The sequence below is a fragment of the Kribbella sp. NPDC048928 genome (assembly GCF_043197975.1).
In the GTDB taxonomy this organism is placed as follows: Bacteria; Actinomycetota; Actinomycetes; order Propionibacteriales; family Kribbellaceae; genus Kribbella.
Genome location: NZ_JBICUC010000006.1, coordinates 273902 through 288827, shown reverse-complemented (window position 1 = coordinate 288827; position 14926 = coordinate 273902). Strand labels below are relative to the sequence as shown.

Genomic DNA, 14926 nt, shown 5'->3' with positions numbered 1-14926 from the left:
CCGCCGATGATGTCAGGCGTCCGGTTGCGCGGAATGTCAAGGACGCCTACGCGGCTCCGACGTCGTCGTGAATGCGCCGAACGACGAGGAGATCCGATGACCGAGCAATCCATGACTTCGTTTCGTATTGAGATTCCGCAGACCGAGCTCGACGATCTGCGGGAGCGGCTGGACCGGGCGCGGTTCACGGAGGAACTGCCGGATGCCGGCTGGGACTACGGCGTTCCGGTGACCTATGTACGGGACCTCGTCGCCCACTGGCGCACGGCCTATGACTGGCGCGCATGGGAGGCCAAGCTCAACCGGTACCCGCAGTTCACGACGCAGATCGACGGGCAGCGCGTCCACTTCCTGCACGTGCCTTCACCGGAGGCGGACGCGGTGCCGCTGATCCTTACGCACGGCTGGCCCGGTTCGATCGCCGAGTTCCTTGACGTGATCGGGCCGTTGACCGATCCCCGCGCGCACGGTGGTAACCCGGGGATCGCATTTCACCTGGTCATCCCGTCCCTGCCGGGATTCGGATTCTCCGGACCGACGACGGAGCGCGGCTGGGGGCCGCGCCGGATCGCCGCGGCCTGGGCGGAGTTGATGGCCCGGCTCGGGTACGACCGCTACTGCGTCGCAGGCAACGACTGGGGAACCTTCGTTTCCTTGGACCTCGGCAGGATCGCTCCGGAGCACGTCGTCGGTGTGCACGTGACGCAGATCTTCACCGGTCCGGCCGGCGAGCCGGGCGAACTGGACAACCTCACCGAGGACGAGCGGGCCGCGCTGGACAACGAGCGGCAGTTCGAGGAGACGATGAGTGCGTACGGCGTACTCCAGACTCAGCAACCGCAATCACTCGCACACGCTCTGACGGATTCGCCGGTCGGGCTGCTCGGATGGCATTGCCTGATTTATCGCGGCGGACTGGACCCCGATTTCATTCTGACCAATGTGATGATCCACTGGCTCAGCGGGACCGTCGCCTCCGCGATGCGCATCTACCGTGAATTCGCCCAGCAGGACGGGCGCGCCGAGCCGACGACCGTACCACTGGCGCTCGCGCAGTTCAGCGCTGACACCAAGCCGGTCCGCCGGTTCGTCCGTCGCGACCACACGAACCTTGTCTCCTGGCACGTCTTCGACCGCCCCGGCCATTTCGCCGCGACGCAGTCGCCGGACCTTCTGATCACCGATATCCAGACCTTCTTCAAGCACCTGCGCGGGCACTGAGGTCGCCGTCGATCAGGCGGAGAATGCGGCCTGGACTGTTGTGAGTGTGATGGCGCGGTCGTCGATTGCTTGGCGGATCTCTGGGTCGGTGACGATTGCCTGGTCCGACAGCCGGTACTCCTCCGCCCAGCGGTACGTGTCCGACCCGGGCCGGTGCAGTGCGCCGAGCTCGGGCTCCGCTGCGGCGCAGTGCGTCACGAGCAGATGTACGCCGGGTGTGAGCGCGTCCAGGTACGCCAGCACCCACGCCTTCTTGTCCGCCGCGTCCCGATCGCTCAGCGTCTGGATCGACGCGAACCGCTGCGACCACTCGGGCCCGTAGATGAAGGGCTTCCCGATCGCCGCGGACACCTCGTCGTACGCCGAGGGTACGGACGACCCCATGTGCAGATCGAGGTACTCGACGGTCAGCCCCTCGGCCCCGAACTTCGCGGCCTGTGCGGACAACTCCCGTACCGCGTCCTCGTGCGACACCGCCGCCGACGCCTCCGCGACCGTACGCCGGAACGTGCCGTCCTCCCCCACCAGCGACGTCCCATCGGTCAACGGCCGCCACCGCAGGAAGTCCCACTCGCATGTCAGCGTCTGATGCACGCCGACCGGAATCCCGAACTCCCGCGCCAGCGCCGCCGCCTCGGTGAACCACGGGCACGCCGCCATCGTCGCCGCCTGCGTCACGATCCCCTCGCGAAACGCCTGCACCGTCCCCACGTTCACCGCATGACACATCCCGAAATCATCACCCTGCACCACCAACTGAACCTCAGCCACGCCGCACTCCCATCGCTCACCGACTGGAACCACCCTATGCGGACCGGCGATGGACATTTCGACAGGTAGTGCACCCCGATACACCGTACGCGCAGCCCGCTTTCACGCTCAGGTGTACTACCCACCGGCCAGGCACCGACCGACATGTCCTGTCGAACTGTCGGGCCTGGCGAGGGGGGCGATGCGTCCGCCACGCTGGCGCGACCCTGCGCGTCCGACGCAGATCCACGTCGACGTGCTCGTCGCCTTACGGGCCTGCCAGCTTGGTGACCTCCGGGGTTGGGTTGAGGTGGAAGGCGCAGGCTCGGGGGTAGGAGGCGAGGCAGCCGCGGGTGGTCATCAGGGCGGTGTAGTAGTCGATGTAGCGGAAGCCGTACGTCTCGCCGCGGGCGAAGGCCTGGTGGCGGATGGCGGAGACCCAGCGGTAGAAGGCCTCGTCGGAGATCGGGATGTACCGGGTCGGAACGAAGCCCTCCATGTCCTCCCAGTTCTCCGCGTGCATGAACGTACGGACGCCGTGCCGCGGCAGCTCGGCCAGCTTCTCGGCCAGCTCGGGGTAGGCGGTCATCGCCGGGAAGTCGTCGTCCGACTCGATCGGCAGACCGGCCAGGAAGCGAGCTCGTTCGGCCAGTACGGCGGTGTGCTCGTGATCGCGGTGGATCGAGTGCTTCCAGTGCGTGATGATCGTGTCGGGCTTCTTCTCGCGGATGATCCGGGCCAGCTGCAGGGCCACGTCGTCGGTGTCCGGGAGGAACCCGTCGCTGTGGTCGAGCACCTGGAAGTCCGCGCCGATCGCCTCCGCGAACGCCGTACCCTCGGCGATCTTCTGCTTCTTGTACGCCGGCACCGTCATCCGCGGGTGCCCGCGCTCGCCGGGCGTCAACGCGACGATGGTCGCGGACGCCCCTTCGAGCACGAGCTTCGCGAGCGTCGGCCCGGCGGTCAGGTCCATGTCGCCGATGTGCGCACCGATCGCCAGTACGTTCCCACTCATAGATCGCTCCTCATTTCAGGCCACTGAGTACGACGCCACGGACGTAGTACTTCTGGAACAGCAGGAACACGACGAGCACCGGCAGTGTGCTGATCACCAGGCCGGCCATCACGATCGGCATCGTGCGATCCGGATCGAGGAAGCTCTGCAGCAGCTGGATGCCGACCGGCAGGGTCTGCAGATCGGGGTCGGACGACGAGATCAGCAGCGTCCAGATGTACTCGTTCCAGGTGCCGATGAACGTGATCAGGCCGAGCGTGATCGCCACCGGCTTGGTCTGCGGCAGCACGATCAGCCGCCAGGTCTGCCACTGGTTCGCGCCGTCGATCTTGGCCGCCTCGAGCATCTCGTCCGGCAGCGACACCATGAACTGCCGCATCAGGAAGATCCCGAACCCGGACACCGTGAACGGCAGGATCAGCGCGATCAGACTGGTGGTCAGCCCGCCGTCGCCGCCGCGCCCGAGGATGTCGTTGCCGCCGGCAAGCGGCCAGTTGAGCATGATCAGGAACGTCGGGATCAGCAGCAGGAACGGCGGCAGCATCATCGTCGCGAGGATGAACCGGAAGATCACCGCTCGCCCGCGGAACCGCAGCTTGGCCAGCGCATAGCCCGCCAGCGACGACGTGATCAGCACCGACACCGTCACGGACACGGTGACGATCACGCTGTTCTTGAACAACCGTGGCAGCTCCAGCTGGGAGAACGCCTCCCGGTAGTTGTCCAGGTTGAACGACTGCGGCAGCAGCTTGTACGGGATCACGCCGTACTCCCCCGCGCCCTTGAACGAGCTCATCACCATGTCGAGGAACGGCATCACCATCGCCACCGCGCCGACGATCACGACCAGGTACGCGATCCACGGGAACTTGCCGCCACGCCGCCTCACGAGGTCTCCTCCCCACGCCGCCGCGCGACCCACAACTGCAGCAGCGTGATCGCGAGGATGATCACGAACAGCACCATCGCCATCGCGCTCGCCGTTCCCCAGGCGCCGTACTTGAACGCCCGCTGGTACATCTCGAACGCGGCGACGTTGGTCGCGTTCACCGGTCCACCGTCACCGGTCATCACGATGATCAGCGCGAACGACTGCAGTCCGCCGATGAACTGCGTGATCAGTACGAACAGCAGCGCCGGCCGCAGCAGTGGCAGCGTGATCGACCAGAACATGTGCCACGAGTTCGCGCCGTCGACCTCGGCGGCCTCGTAGTACATCTCCGGGATCGCCTTCAGGCCGGCGGTCAGGATGAGTACGGCACCGCCGATCGACGCCCAGGCCTGGACGACCGTGACCGACGGCAGCGCGTACGAGGCATCGGACAGGAAGCCGATGCTGTTCACGCCGAGCTTGTTGAGGACGCCGTTGATCAGGCCGGCCGGCTGGTACATCATCTTCCACACATTGCCGATGGCCACCACCGTCGCGACCACCGGCAGGAAGTACAGCACCCGCCAGAAGCCCTGGAACGACAGCCGGTCGATGCAGTAGGCAACGAGTACCGACCCGAAGGTGGCCAGGAACACCGATCCGAACGCGAACAGCAGCGTGTTCACCAGGATCGGCTTCACGAAGGTGCCGTCGAAGTTCAGCACGTCGCCGAAGTTCTTGAAGCCGGCCCATTTCAGCGTACCGAGATCGAAGCCGCCCCAGTCCGAGAACGCGAGCACGATCGCGAAGATGAACGGCAGGATCAGGAACACGCAGAAGAACAGCAGCGCCGGCGACAGGAAGAGGTACGCCGCGCGCCCTTCCCGGTGCAGTTTGCCGGGCCGTGAGGCCGGCGCCGCGACAGCGCCGACCCTCCCGACCGCGGCCGTCATTGCGGCTTGACCGCCTTCGCGGCCTGGGCCAGTGCGTCGTCGGAACTCTTGCCGTTGGCAAGCACGCCCATGATCGCGTTGTGCAGTGCGGTCTTCGCCTCGTACGCACCCGGCTGGTTGGGCTCGGCCATCGCGTACGTCGCCGCGTCGTAGATCGGCGCCAGGTTCGGGTCGGACAGCGACTTCTTGTACTCGGCCTGGTCGGCCGTCCGCGGCGGGATCAGCCCCTGGTCGGCCAGCCACTTACCGGTCTCGGTAACCTTTCCGTCGGCAGCCTTGTGCTCGTTCATCCAGGTCAGGAACTTCCACGCCTCGTCGGCGTGCTTGCTGCGCTGGTTCACGCCCATGAAGAACCCGTACGCGAGCGATCCCTTGCTGCCCGGCGTCGGGCCCGGGATCGCGGCCACGCCGACGTCGGTGCCGTACTTGTCCTTCATCTGGTTCTTCAGGCTGCCGATCCACCAGCCGGCCTGGATCGCCATCGCGACGCCGCCGCTGCGGAACTGCTTGGTCGGCATGATCGACGGGTTGGTTGCCTTCGCGGCGGCCAGGTCGGCCTCGAACTTCAGCGCCGACTTGCCCGCGGCGTCGTCGAACTGGGCCGATCCGTCCGGCGCCAGGAACTTCCCGCCGGCGGAGTCCAGCAGCGACAGGAACGGGTGCACCGACTTGTTGTCGCCGTCCTGGATCAGGCTCAGGCCCTCGACCTGGATGTTGCCCTTGGCATCACGCTTGACCGTCTTCTTCGCGTCGTCGGCCAGCTCGGCCCAGGTCGTCGGCGGTTTCGTGATGCCGGCCGCGGCGAGGATCTTCTTGTTGTAGAACAGGACGTACGTGTTCAGCTCGGTCGGGTAGCCGAGCAGCGTGCCGCCGGTGGTGACCGCGCCGAGCGCCGCCGGACTGTACTCCGCCTTGATCTTGGTGGCGATCTCGTCCGGCACCTTCGCCACGACGTTCGCCTTCATCAGCTGGCCGCCCCACAGCCCGTACGCGCTGACGATGTCCGCGCCGCGGCCGCCGGTCTGCCGGACCGTCATCGTGGTCAGCAGGTCGTCGAACTTGACCACCTGCGCCTTGACCTGGATCTTCGGGTTCTCCTTGTTCCACTCCTGGATCATCTTGTCCAGGCCTTCCTTCGACGGCCCGTCGCTGTAGTGGCTCAGCAGCGTCAGCTCGACCTTGCCGCCCGAACCGCTGCCGGAGCCACTGCCGCCACCACACGCGGCGGCGCCGGTGGCGAGCAGGCCCACCGCGACGGCCAGCCGCAAACTCTTGGCAATCCTCATGATCATTCCTTCTCGCCGGCCGGGAGCAACGGCGCCCGGAGGATGGTGAACGTGCGCGTGATGTCGAACCCCGTCTTGAGGTACAGCTGCCCGGCCGCGGACTTCTCGCCGGTCCACAGGAACCAGGCGCCGTGTGCGCCGGCCGCGACCATCCGCTCCAGCGTCAGGTGCAACAGCACCTTGCCGAGGCCGGTGCCGCGGGAGGACGGCAGCACGCCGAACGGCCCGAAGCGGTCGATCACGCCTTCGTACGTCCCGTGCATCGCCCAGCCGAGGATCTCCCGGCCCGGGGCGCGCGCCACCACGATGCGGTCCAGTGGCAGGCCGGACACGGCACCCTCGCGGATCGCGCGAGCCCAGTCCGGGTTGAACTCCGCGCCGGCGATCGCGATCAGCGCGGTCAGCTCGTCGCTGGTCGGTGTACCGAAGCTGTAGCCGTCGGCGGTCAGCGCGTCGATCCGCTTGCGGACCTCGTCCGGGATCGCGTACCCGACGAGCGTGCGGTCCATCGCGACGGCGTCGTACCCGCGCTGGAAGCCCAGCCCGGCCAGCAACCTCGACGCCTCCGGGTAGCGCGCCGCGTCCAGGCCGGGGAGAAAGTAGTTCGGCGTGTACGACGAGAAGAAGACCTCGGTCCGCCCGTGGGACCGGAGCCAGTCGGTGGCCGCGGTCAGCAACGCGCGGCCGAGCCCAGCGCCACGGTGATCGGGATGCACGAAGAAGAACGGGATCCAGCCGGAGTCAAGCTCCAAGTCGTCGGCGTCGACCGCGATCAGCCGCCGGACGGCGTACGCGGCGCCGACGATCTGATCATTGATCACGGCAACCTGCAGACCGGCCGCGTCGAAGTTGCGATCGAGCAGGAACAGGTCCCGGAACCGCTGGTAGCTGATCGGATCGGCCGGCGCCGCCGCGGTCCATGCGGCCGCGATCGCCGGCCCGTCACCGACCTGGAACGAACGAATCGTCACGTCGGTCATCTGCCTGTCCCCTCGTAGAGCAGTACGTCCGGGCGCGTCCACCCGGCGGGTGTGGTTGCTGCTGGCAACAGTTCTACCGGATCGTCGCCGGCTTCGAGCGCCTTGCGCAGCGAGTCCGAGCCCCACAGTTTGTCCAGCGAGGGCAGCAGCGCGAAGTCGGCGTACAGCTCGTTGAGCACCCGGAGCATCACCAGCGCGGTCCGTACGGGCTCGAATTCATCCCGGTCGACAACATGCAGCTGTACGCCGGACACCGCCTGGCCCGCGTACTTGCTGAACACCGGCTCGAACCACGTCCGCCGGAAGATCACGCCCGGCAGCTCCTCCGCGCGCAGCGCCGGCACCAGCCGATCATCGACGTACGGCGCCCCGATCGTCTCGAACGGTCGCGTCGTACCGCGCCCCTCGCTGAGGTTGGTGCCCTCGAACAACCCGGTGCCGGGATACACCAGCGCGGTGTCCGGCGTCGGCATGTTCGGCGACGGCGGCACCCAGGGCAGGCCGGTACCCGTCGACGAGCGCGACCAGCCCTCGACCTCGACGACCGTTGCCGTACCCAACTGACGCGCCAGCTCGCCGACCGTCAGCCCGTGCCGCAGCGGGATCGGCGCCCGCCCGACGAAGCTCTCGAAACCGGGCTGCAGCATCGGCCCCTCGACCCGGACGCCGCCGAGCGGGTTCGGCCGGTCCAGGACGACGAACGGCTTCCCGAGCCGCGCGGCCGCCTGCTGGCAGTCGTACATCGTCCAGACGTAGGTGTAGAACCGCGTCCCGATGTCCTGGATGTCGAACAGCAGCACGTCGACGCCGGAGAACAGGTCGTCGAGCTCCCGGCCCTTGCGCCGGTACGTGTCGAAGACGGGCAGCCCGGTGTCGGGATCAACGCCTTCGCCCTCGCTCGCGCCCGCTTGTGCCGTACCGCGGAGTCCGTGTTCGGGACCGAACAACGCCGTCAGCGGCAACCCGGCCGCACGCAACGCGACCGAGGTCGGCGTCAGGTCCGGCAGCACGCCGGTGAAGTTCGTGATCAGTCCCAGGCGCCCGTCGGGCACCAACTCCGGGTCCTCGGCCAGACGCTGCGCGCCGGTCCGGACCACCATTCGCCACCACCAACCCAGTTCGTGGATCCCTGCAGGAACTGGGTTGAAAACTTACCGATGATTTCGGGCGAAGGTCAATGGATTACGGACAAACGTTTACCAAGGTCAATCGATGAACGGCGTCAGGGCGGCCAGGAAGTCGTCGAGGCGCTCGGCGTGCACCCAGTGGCCGGCCTCGGGGACCTCGGCGTACTGGACGTGCGGGAAGTAGGTGGCGATCGCGGCGCGGTGGTCCTGCTGGACGTAGTCGGACTTGCCGCCGTAGATGAACAGGGTCGGGCCGTCGTAGCGCAGTCCGTCGACGGCCGGCCAGCCGGAGATGTCCGGGAGCGCGGCCTCGATCACCGGCAGGTTCGGGCGCCAGCGGGCGCCGTCCGCGTCGAGGATCAGGTTCTGCAGCAGGAACGCGCGGGTGCCCGGCGTCGGTACGGCATCGACCAGTTGCGCGTCGACCTCGGCGCGGCGGCTGATCGAGGACAGGTCGGCGTTGCGCATCGCCTGGGCGTACTCGACGAAGGCCGGTGGGTACGCGACCGGTGCCGCATCCACAACCACGAGCCGCTCCACCGCGGCCGGGTACTGCAGGGCGGTGAGCATCGCGGTCTTTCCGCCCATCGAGTGCCCGACGAGCGCGACCGGCCCGACCCCGAGCGACTCGATCGTCTCGCGGACGTCGTCGGCCATCTCCGGGTAGCTCATCGTCGGCACGTGCGGCGAACTGCCGTGGTTGCGCAGGTCGAACGCGAACACCCGGTGCCGGTCCGCGAGCCTCCGGGCCGCGGTCATCCAGTTCCGCCCGGAGCCGAACAGCCCGTGCATCACCACGACCGGCGAACCGGCCTCGCCGTACGAAGTGACCGGAAGCTTCATGCGCTCACCCTTCTCACCTGCTGCGCTGCCAGCAGGCCGTGTGCCAGTGCCGCCGCTCGTCCAGCGACTGGACGCCACCGATGGCGCCGAGCAGGCTGGGGTTGTCCGGCCACACGACGACGTGCGGGGTGGCCGGCAGGATCTGCTGGTCGCAGCCCGGGCAGCGGTACGACTTCGCCGACGCGGAACCCGACACCCGCCGGACGTTCCACTCCTCGCCCGCCTTCACCTCACGGGACTGGGTACCACCGAGCAGCGGACGGTCCCCGACCGGCCGCTGCCACTTGGAAGGCTTCCGGCGCGACATAGCCCCTCAAGGCTAGCCGTATGACCTAGGTCACGCGGCCCGGAGTTCGGCGCCCACGGAGTGCATGTGGCGCAGGCCGATCCGGTACGACTCCAGCAGAGTCGTTGAAATGTAGGGCATCCCGATGCGCTCGCAGTACCGGCGCACGATCGGCTGGGCGAACCGGAGGTTGGCCCGCGGCATGCTCGGGAACAGATGGTGCTCGATCTGGTAGTTCAGGCCGCCCATCATCCAGTCCGTGACCAGGCTGCCGTTCACGTTCCGGGACGTCAGGACCTGCTTCTCCAGGTGGCCCCAGTTGGTGTCGTCGTCGGGCATCTCCATGCCCTTGTGGTTCGGCGCGAACACGCTGCCGAGGTGCAGCCCGAAGACCATGTGGTGGATGAGCGCGAACAGCACCGCCTGGCCGGGCGACATGATCAGGAACAGGGCGCTGAAGTACAGCACCAGGTGCGCGGCCATCAGGCCGATCTCGACCTGCTCGGTGCGGCGGCGGGCGAGCAGGAAGCGGATGCTCGACACCTTGAGGTTGAAGCCCTCCAGCGTGAGCAGCGGGAAGAAGATCCGGGCCTGGTTGCGGGTCAGCCAGCCCTCGAGGCCCTTACGGCCCTCGGCCTGCTCGAGGGTCCAGACCAGTACGCCCTCGCCGACGTCCGGGTCCTTGTCGGTGTGGTTCGGGTTCGCATGGTGCCGGTTGTGCTTGTCGTTCCACCAGGCGTAGCTCATGCCGAGCAGCAGGTTGCCGTGCAGCATCCCGATCCAGTCGTGCAGCTTGCGCGAGCCGGCGATCTGCTGGTGCCCGGCGTCGTGCCCGAAGAACGCGGCCCGGGTGGTCAGGACCCCCAGCGGGAGCGCGAGCAGCAGCACCCACCAGGAGGCGCCGATCACGGCGATCCCGGCCCAGGTGATGCCCATCAACGCGACGTTGATCCCGATGGCCATCGCGTACGCCGCGGTGCGCCGCTCCAGCAGTCCGGCGGTCTTGATCTCGCGCAACAGGGGCGAGAAGTCGCTACCGCGGGTAGGGGCAGCTAACACAGGTGGCTGAGCCATCAGGTCCTCGTCTCGTTAGGTGGGGGCCTAGGCGTTCAGCCGCGGCCAGCGTACGGCATCAACCCTCTGCGCCCTAACGGCCGAAAACATGAGAGTTACTACCCAAATAGCGGGGGGTGACAGCCCTCCAATGACAGGGGACTTAACACCACCGCCTCTGAGTACCCGCTGAGTCAGAATGGGAACCATGACCACCGTTGCCACCACCGAAGCGCCGCCGATGCGGTACCCGAAGCTTGCGCAGCCGTGGATCGCGCTGTTCCTCGCGATCCTGGCCGAGCTGGGCATCGCGCTGTTCGTGCTGAGCGTGGTATCGGTGCCGCTGATCGCGGTCTGGGTCGGTATCCCGCTGCTGCTCGTGGTGGTGCCGACCGCGCGCTGGTTCGCCAACTGCCACCGCACGATCATGGCGGGCTTCCTCGGTGAGCGGATCCCGCGCCCGTACAAGACGCCGCCGCTGCCCGGCATGCTGATGCGGCTGCGGACGATCCTCACCGACCCGCAGACCTGGCGCGACATCGCCTGGCTGCTGGTGAACGCGGTGTTCGGCTTCACGCTCTGCCTGCTGAGCGCTGTGCTGTTCCTGGCCGGGCTCTTCTACCTCGTCTACCCGCTGCTCGTCGGGGTCACTCCCGAGGGCGTGTTCACCGAGCCGTTCGGCGGGCTGGTCACGGTGAACTTCTGGACCAGCTTCCTGGTGATGCCGGTCGCGCTGGTGGCGTTCCTGATCTGGCAGGCGGCCGGCGAGCGACTGCTGAAGGCAAACGCGTTCCTGGCCCGCTCGCTGCTCGGCCCGACCGAGAGCGCGAAGCTGGCCATGCGGGTCCGGGAGCTGTCCGAGTCCCGCGCCGAGACCGTCGACACCCAGGCGGCGGAGCTGCGCCGGATCGAGCGCGACCTGCACGACGGCGCCCAGGCCCGGCTGGCCGCGCTCAGCATGAACCTCGGTATGGCCGAGGAGATGGTGGCCCGCGACCCGGCTCAGGCCGCCGCGCTGCTCACCGAGGCCCGTGAGTCGGCAAGTACGGCGCTGTCCGAGCTGCGCGACCTGGTCCGCGGCATCCACCCGCCGGTGCTCGCCGACCGCGGCCTGGAGGGAGCCGTGAAGGCGCTCGCGCTGACCTGCCCGTTCAAGGTCGACGTCACCTTCGACGTGCCGGGCCGCCCGCCGGCGCCGGTCGAGTCCGCGGCGTACTTCGCGATCGCCGAGTGCCTGGCGAACGCGGTCAAGTACTCGGCTGCCACGAACGCCTGGATCCAGATCACCCACGAGGAAGAGAAGCTGCACATGATCGTCGGCGACGACGGCGTGGGAGGTGCCACGGTCACGCCCGGCGGAGGTCTGTACGGTATCGAGCGGCGGCTGGCCGCCTTCGACGGTACGTTGACCGTGGTGAGCCCGAGCGCCGGGCCGACCACCGTGATCATGGAGCTGCCTTGCGAGTCCTCATCGCTGAAGACCACGCCCTCCTCCGGGACGGCCTGATCCGCCTGCTGGAGGCGCACGACTTCGAGGTCGTCGAGGCGGTCGACAACGGCCCGCGGCTGGTGCCGGCCCTGGTGGAGCACCGGCCGGACGTCGCCGTGTGTGACGTCCGGTTGCCACCGACGTTCACCGACGAGGGCCTGCGGGCCGCGATCGAGGCCCGCAGCCAGGTCCCGGGCCTGCCGATCCTGGTGCTCTCGCAGTACGTCGAGCAGCTGTACGCCCGCGAGCTGCTCACCGGCGGCGGAGGCGGCGTCGGGTACCTGCTGAAGGACCGCGTCTCGAACGTCGCCGAGTTCCTGGACGCGGTACGCCGGGTGGCCGGCGGAGGCACCGCAATGGACCCGGACGTGATCAGTCAGCTGCTGGCCCGCAACACCAAGGACTCGCCGGTCAGCCGGCTGACGCCCCGCGAGTCCGAGGTCCTCGGCCTGATGGCCGAAGGCCGCTCGAACGCCGCGATCGCCAGCGCGCTGTTCGTCACCGAGAAGGCGGTCAGCAAGCACACGAACAACATCTTCGCCAAGCTCGACCTGCCGCCGTCCGAGGACGACAACCGCCGCGTGATGGCCGTCCTCACTTACCTCTCGGCCCGCTGATCCGGCCGAGGAACTCCCGGGTCCGCGGCTCGCGCGGACTGTCGAGGACCTGAGCCGGCGGACCCGCCTCGAGCAGGCGGCCCTGGTGCAGGAAGCAGACCTGGTCGGCGACGTCGCGCGCGAACGCCATCTCGTGGGTGCAGACGAGCATCGTCATGCCCTCGGACTTGAGCTCGCGGAGCAGGTCGAGCACCTCGCCGACGAGCTCCGGGTCGAGCGCCGAGGTGACCTCGTCGAGCAGCATCAGCTGCGGCGAGTTCACCATCGCGCGGGCGATCGCGGCCCGTTGCTGCTGACCGCCGGACAACTCGTCCGGCTTGGCCGATGCCTTGTCCGCCAGGCCTACGCGGTCGAGCATCTCCAGCGCCCGGGTCCGCGCGACGTCCCGCGGCAGGCGGTGCACGCGGATCGGCGCCAGCGTGATGTTGTCGAGCACGCTCAGGTGCGGGAACAGGTTGTACGACTGGAACACGATGCCGATGCCCGCGCGTACCCTGTCCGCGTCGACGCGCGGATCGGTGATGTCCTGGCCGGCCAGCTCGATCACGCCGTCGTCGACGGTCTCAAGCAGGTTCACGCAGCGCAGCAGCGTCGACTTCCCGGAGCCGGACGCCCCGATCAGGACGACGCACTCCCCCGCCGCGACCTCCAGGTCGAACCCATCCAGTACGACATTGTCGCCGTACGCCTTCCGGACTCCGCTCAGCTTCAACAGACTCATACCGGCCCGCCTCCCCCGCCGTACCAGCCCTGTCTGCGGGCGACGTAGTCGGTCAGTCGTGTCAACGGAATCGTCAACGCGACGAACAGCAGCCCGGCCACCACGTACGGCGTGAAGTTGAAGTCCTCGGCCGTCTCCAGCTGCGCGGCCCGGATCGCGTCGATGACGCCGAGGACCGCGATCAGCCCGGAGTCCTTCTGCAGGCTGACGAAATCGTTCAGCAGCGGCGGCAGCACCCGGCGTACCGCCTGCGGGAGAACGACGAAGCGCAGCGTCTGGCGGTACGTCAGCCCAAGTGAGCGCGCCGCCGCCCGCTGCGACGGATGCACCGACTCGATGCCGGCGCGAAACACCTCGGCGACGTACGACGAGTAGGTCAGCACGAGCGCCGCGCCGCCCCAGATCACCGCCTGGTTGGGCAGGCCGCGCAACTGCAACGCCGGTACACCGAAGCCAAGCAGGAAGATCACGAGCAGCAGGGGAAGGCCGCGGAACACGTCCGTGTAGGCGGCCGCGAACACGCGCAGCGGGAAGAAGATCGGTCCGCGCAGCGTCCGCATGATCGCCAGCGTCAGCCCGAAGACCACGATCAGTACGCCGCAGATCAGCATCACGCGAACGTTCAGCCAGAGGCCCTGGGCAACGATCGGCAGCGCTTCCCAGCCGCGATGCAGGTCGAAGAACGTCGCCCGGACCCGCGGCCAGCCCGGCGTGGAACCGATGCCCACGACAACCAGTACGAGCAGGATCACCGAGCTGACCAGCGCGATCAGCGTGGACCGGCGCGCCTGCCTGCGCCGGTACGCGATCCGCTCCCGCTGCAGCTCCGACGGTTGCCAGGTGCTCACGAGAGTTCGGGTGCGCCGGACTCGGTCAGGTACTGCTTCTGCAGGTTGGCCAGGGTGCCGTCGGCCTTGAGCGCGTCGACGGCCTGGGTGACGCAGGCGGTCAGCTTCGAGTTCTTCGCGAGCACGAACCCGAACTGTTCGGCCTGCCCGCCGGCCGGCAACTGCCCGACGATCTTGCCGTTGTCGAGCTGCGCGCCGGTCATGTAGAACGCGGTCGGCAGGTCCACCACGATGCCGTCCAGCTGCTTGTTCTTCAGCGCCTGTACGGCCAGGTCGTTCGAGTCGTACACCGCCGGGGCCTGCTTCGGCTTCACGACATCACGCAGCGCTGTGTAGCTCGTCGTACCGACCTGGGCCCCGAGCTTCGCGTCGGCGAGCTCGGCGATCGACTTGGCGTTCGCGATCTTGCTGCCCGCGGTGGTGATCACGGTCTGCCGGACGTCGTAGTACCCGGAGGAGAAGTCGACTGCCTTGCGCCGGTCCTCGGAGATCGACACCTGGTTGACGTCCAGGTCGAACGCCTTCGGGCCCGGGGCGAACGCATTGTTGAACTGCACCGTCTGCCACTTCACACCGGCCTGGTCGAACCCGAGCTTCTTCGCCACCGCGTAGGTGACCGCGGACTCGTACCCCTTGCCGTTGCTCGGGTCGTTGTCGGTGAACCACGGCTCATACGCAGGCTTGTCGGTGCCGACCGTCAGTGTGCCGGCCGTCTTCACCGCCAGCTTGTCCTTCGCACAGGCATCCGCTCCGGACGGCGTCGACGAACCGGACGAGTTGTTGTCCTCGGGCGCACACGCCGCCAGCCCCACCGTTGTCAACGCAGCCAGTACGGCCAGCCCCACCACAATTCTCATGCGCAGAAG

At 67.9% G+C, this 14926-nt stretch carries 16 protein-coding genes; 3 read left to right on the top strand and 13 right to left on the bottom strand.

The window, feature by feature from the left end; genetic code table 11:
- The first annotated feature begins 96 nt into the window (after positions 1–96).
- Positions 97–1221, top strand: coding sequence for an epoxide hydrolase family protein (locus tag ACGFI6_RS26560; protein ID WP_393123021.1), 1125 nt, complete (start codon positions 97–99; stop codon positions 1219–1221).
- Positions 1222–1233: 12 nt separating this feature from the next.
- Here ACGFI6_RS26560 and ACGFI6_RS26555 read toward each other — a convergent pair whose 3' ends face one another.
- The 10 genes from ACGFI6_RS26555 to ACGFI6_RS26510 form a co-directional block, all read right to left on the bottom strand.
- The gene (locus tag ACGFI6_RS26555; RefSeq protein ID WP_393123019.1) at positions 1234–1992 is read right to left on the bottom strand and encodes a carbohydrate deacetylase; all 759 of its coding nucleotides are present in this window, start codon (positions 1990–1992) and stop codon (positions 1234–1236) included.
- 247 nt (positions 1993–2239) lie between these two features.
- Positions 2240–2986, bottom strand: coding sequence for a PIG-L deacetylase family protein (locus ACGFI6_RS26550; RefSeq protein ID WP_393123017.1), 747 nt, complete (start codon positions 2984–2986; stop codon positions 2240–2242).
- A gap of 10 nt (positions 2987–2996) precedes the next feature.
- On the bottom strand, positions 2997–3875 hold the full coding sequence (locus ACGFI6_RS26545; protein ID WP_393123015.1) for a carbohydrate ABC transporter permease: 879 nt from the start codon (positions 3873–3875) through the stop codon (positions 2997–2999).
- Positions 3872–4810, bottom strand: a complete 939-nt coding sequence (locus ACGFI6_RS26540; RefSeq protein ID WP_393123013.1) for a carbohydrate ABC transporter permease — start codon at positions 4808–4810, stop codon at positions 3872–3874. The genes ACGFI6_RS26545 and ACGFI6_RS26540 overlap by 4 nt, the downstream gene beginning before the upstream one ends.
- Complete coding sequence (locus tag ACGFI6_RS26535; RefSeq protein WP_393123011.1) at positions 4807–6096, bottom strand: extracellular solute-binding protein; 1290 nt, start codon at positions 6094–6096, stop codon at positions 4807–4809. The genes ACGFI6_RS26540 and ACGFI6_RS26535 overlap by 4 nt, the downstream gene beginning before the upstream one ends.
- A gap of 2 nt (positions 6097–6098) precedes the next feature.
- Entirely contained in the window at positions 6099–7076 is a 978-nt protein-coding gene (locus tag ACGFI6_RS26530; protein WP_393123009.1) for a GNAT family N-acetyltransferase, read from the bottom strand.
- Positions 7073–8176 carry an exo-beta-N-acetylmuramidase NamZ domain-containing protein gene (locus ACGFI6_RS26525; RefSeq protein ID WP_393123007.1) on the bottom strand — a complete coding sequence of 368 codons (1104 nt, stop codon included), beginning with the start codon at positions 8174–8176 and terminating at the stop codon, positions 7073–7075. Before ACGFI6_RS26525 ends, ACGFI6_RS26530 begins: the two co-directional genes overlap by 4 nt.
- Positions 8177–8281: 105 nt before the next feature.
- On the bottom strand, positions 8282–9046 hold the full coding sequence (locus ACGFI6_RS26520; protein ID WP_393123005.1) for an alpha/beta fold hydrolase: 765 nt from the start codon (positions 9044–9046) through the stop codon (positions 8282–8284).
- A gap of 13 nt (positions 9047–9059) precedes the next feature.
- Positions 9060–9353 carry a hypothetical protein gene (locus tag ACGFI6_RS26515; protein WP_393123003.1) on the bottom strand — a complete coding sequence of 98 codons (294 nt, stop codon included), beginning with the start codon at positions 9351–9353 and terminating at the stop codon, positions 9060–9062.
- A 30-nt stretch (positions 9354–9383) separates the two neighbouring features.
- Positions 9384–10406, bottom strand: coding sequence for a fatty acid desaturase family protein (locus ACGFI6_RS26510; protein ID WP_393123000.1), 1023 nt, complete (start codon positions 10404–10406; stop codon positions 9384–9386).
- 187 nt (positions 10407–10593) lie between these two features.
- Here ACGFI6_RS26510 and ACGFI6_RS26505 point away from each other — a divergent pair, with 187 nt between their 5' ends.
- Together ACGFI6_RS26505 and ACGFI6_RS26500 are read left to right on the top strand one after the other, a co-directional pair.
- On the top strand, positions 10594–11892 hold the full coding sequence (locus ACGFI6_RS26505) for a sensor histidine kinase (protein WP_393122998.1): 1299 nt from the start codon (positions 10594–10596) through the stop codon (positions 11890–11892).
- Positions 11844–12491, top strand: a complete 648-nt coding sequence (locus ACGFI6_RS26500) for a response regulator (RefSeq protein ID WP_393122996.1) — start codon at positions 11844–11846, stop codon at positions 12489–12491. Before ACGFI6_RS26505 ends, ACGFI6_RS26500 begins: the two co-directional genes overlap by 49 nt.
- On the opposite strand, the gene ACGFI6_RS26495 is transcribed toward ACGFI6_RS26500, so the two are convergent.
- From ACGFI6_RS26495 to ACGFI6_RS26485, 3 genes are read right to left on the bottom strand one after another with little or no spacing between them, the layout of a single operon-like run.
- Positions 12469–13212, bottom strand: coding sequence for an amino acid ABC transporter ATP-binding protein (locus tag ACGFI6_RS26495; protein WP_393122994.1), 744 nt, complete (start codon positions 13210–13212; stop codon positions 12469–12471). The genes ACGFI6_RS26500 and ACGFI6_RS26495 overlap by 23 nt on opposite strands.
- Entirely contained in the window at positions 13209–14060 is an 852-nt protein-coding gene (locus tag ACGFI6_RS26490; RefSeq protein WP_393122992.1) for an amino acid ABC transporter permease, read from the bottom strand. Before ACGFI6_RS26490 ends, ACGFI6_RS26495 begins: the two co-directional genes overlap by 4 nt.
- Positions 14057–14917 (bottom strand): ABC transporter substrate-binding protein, encoded by an 861-nt coding sequence (locus tag ACGFI6_RS26485; protein WP_393122990.1) that lies wholly within the window; start codon positions 14915–14917, stop codon positions 14057–14059. Before ACGFI6_RS26485 ends, ACGFI6_RS26490 begins: the two co-directional genes overlap by 4 nt.
- Positions 14918–14926 lie beyond the last annotated feature (9 nt).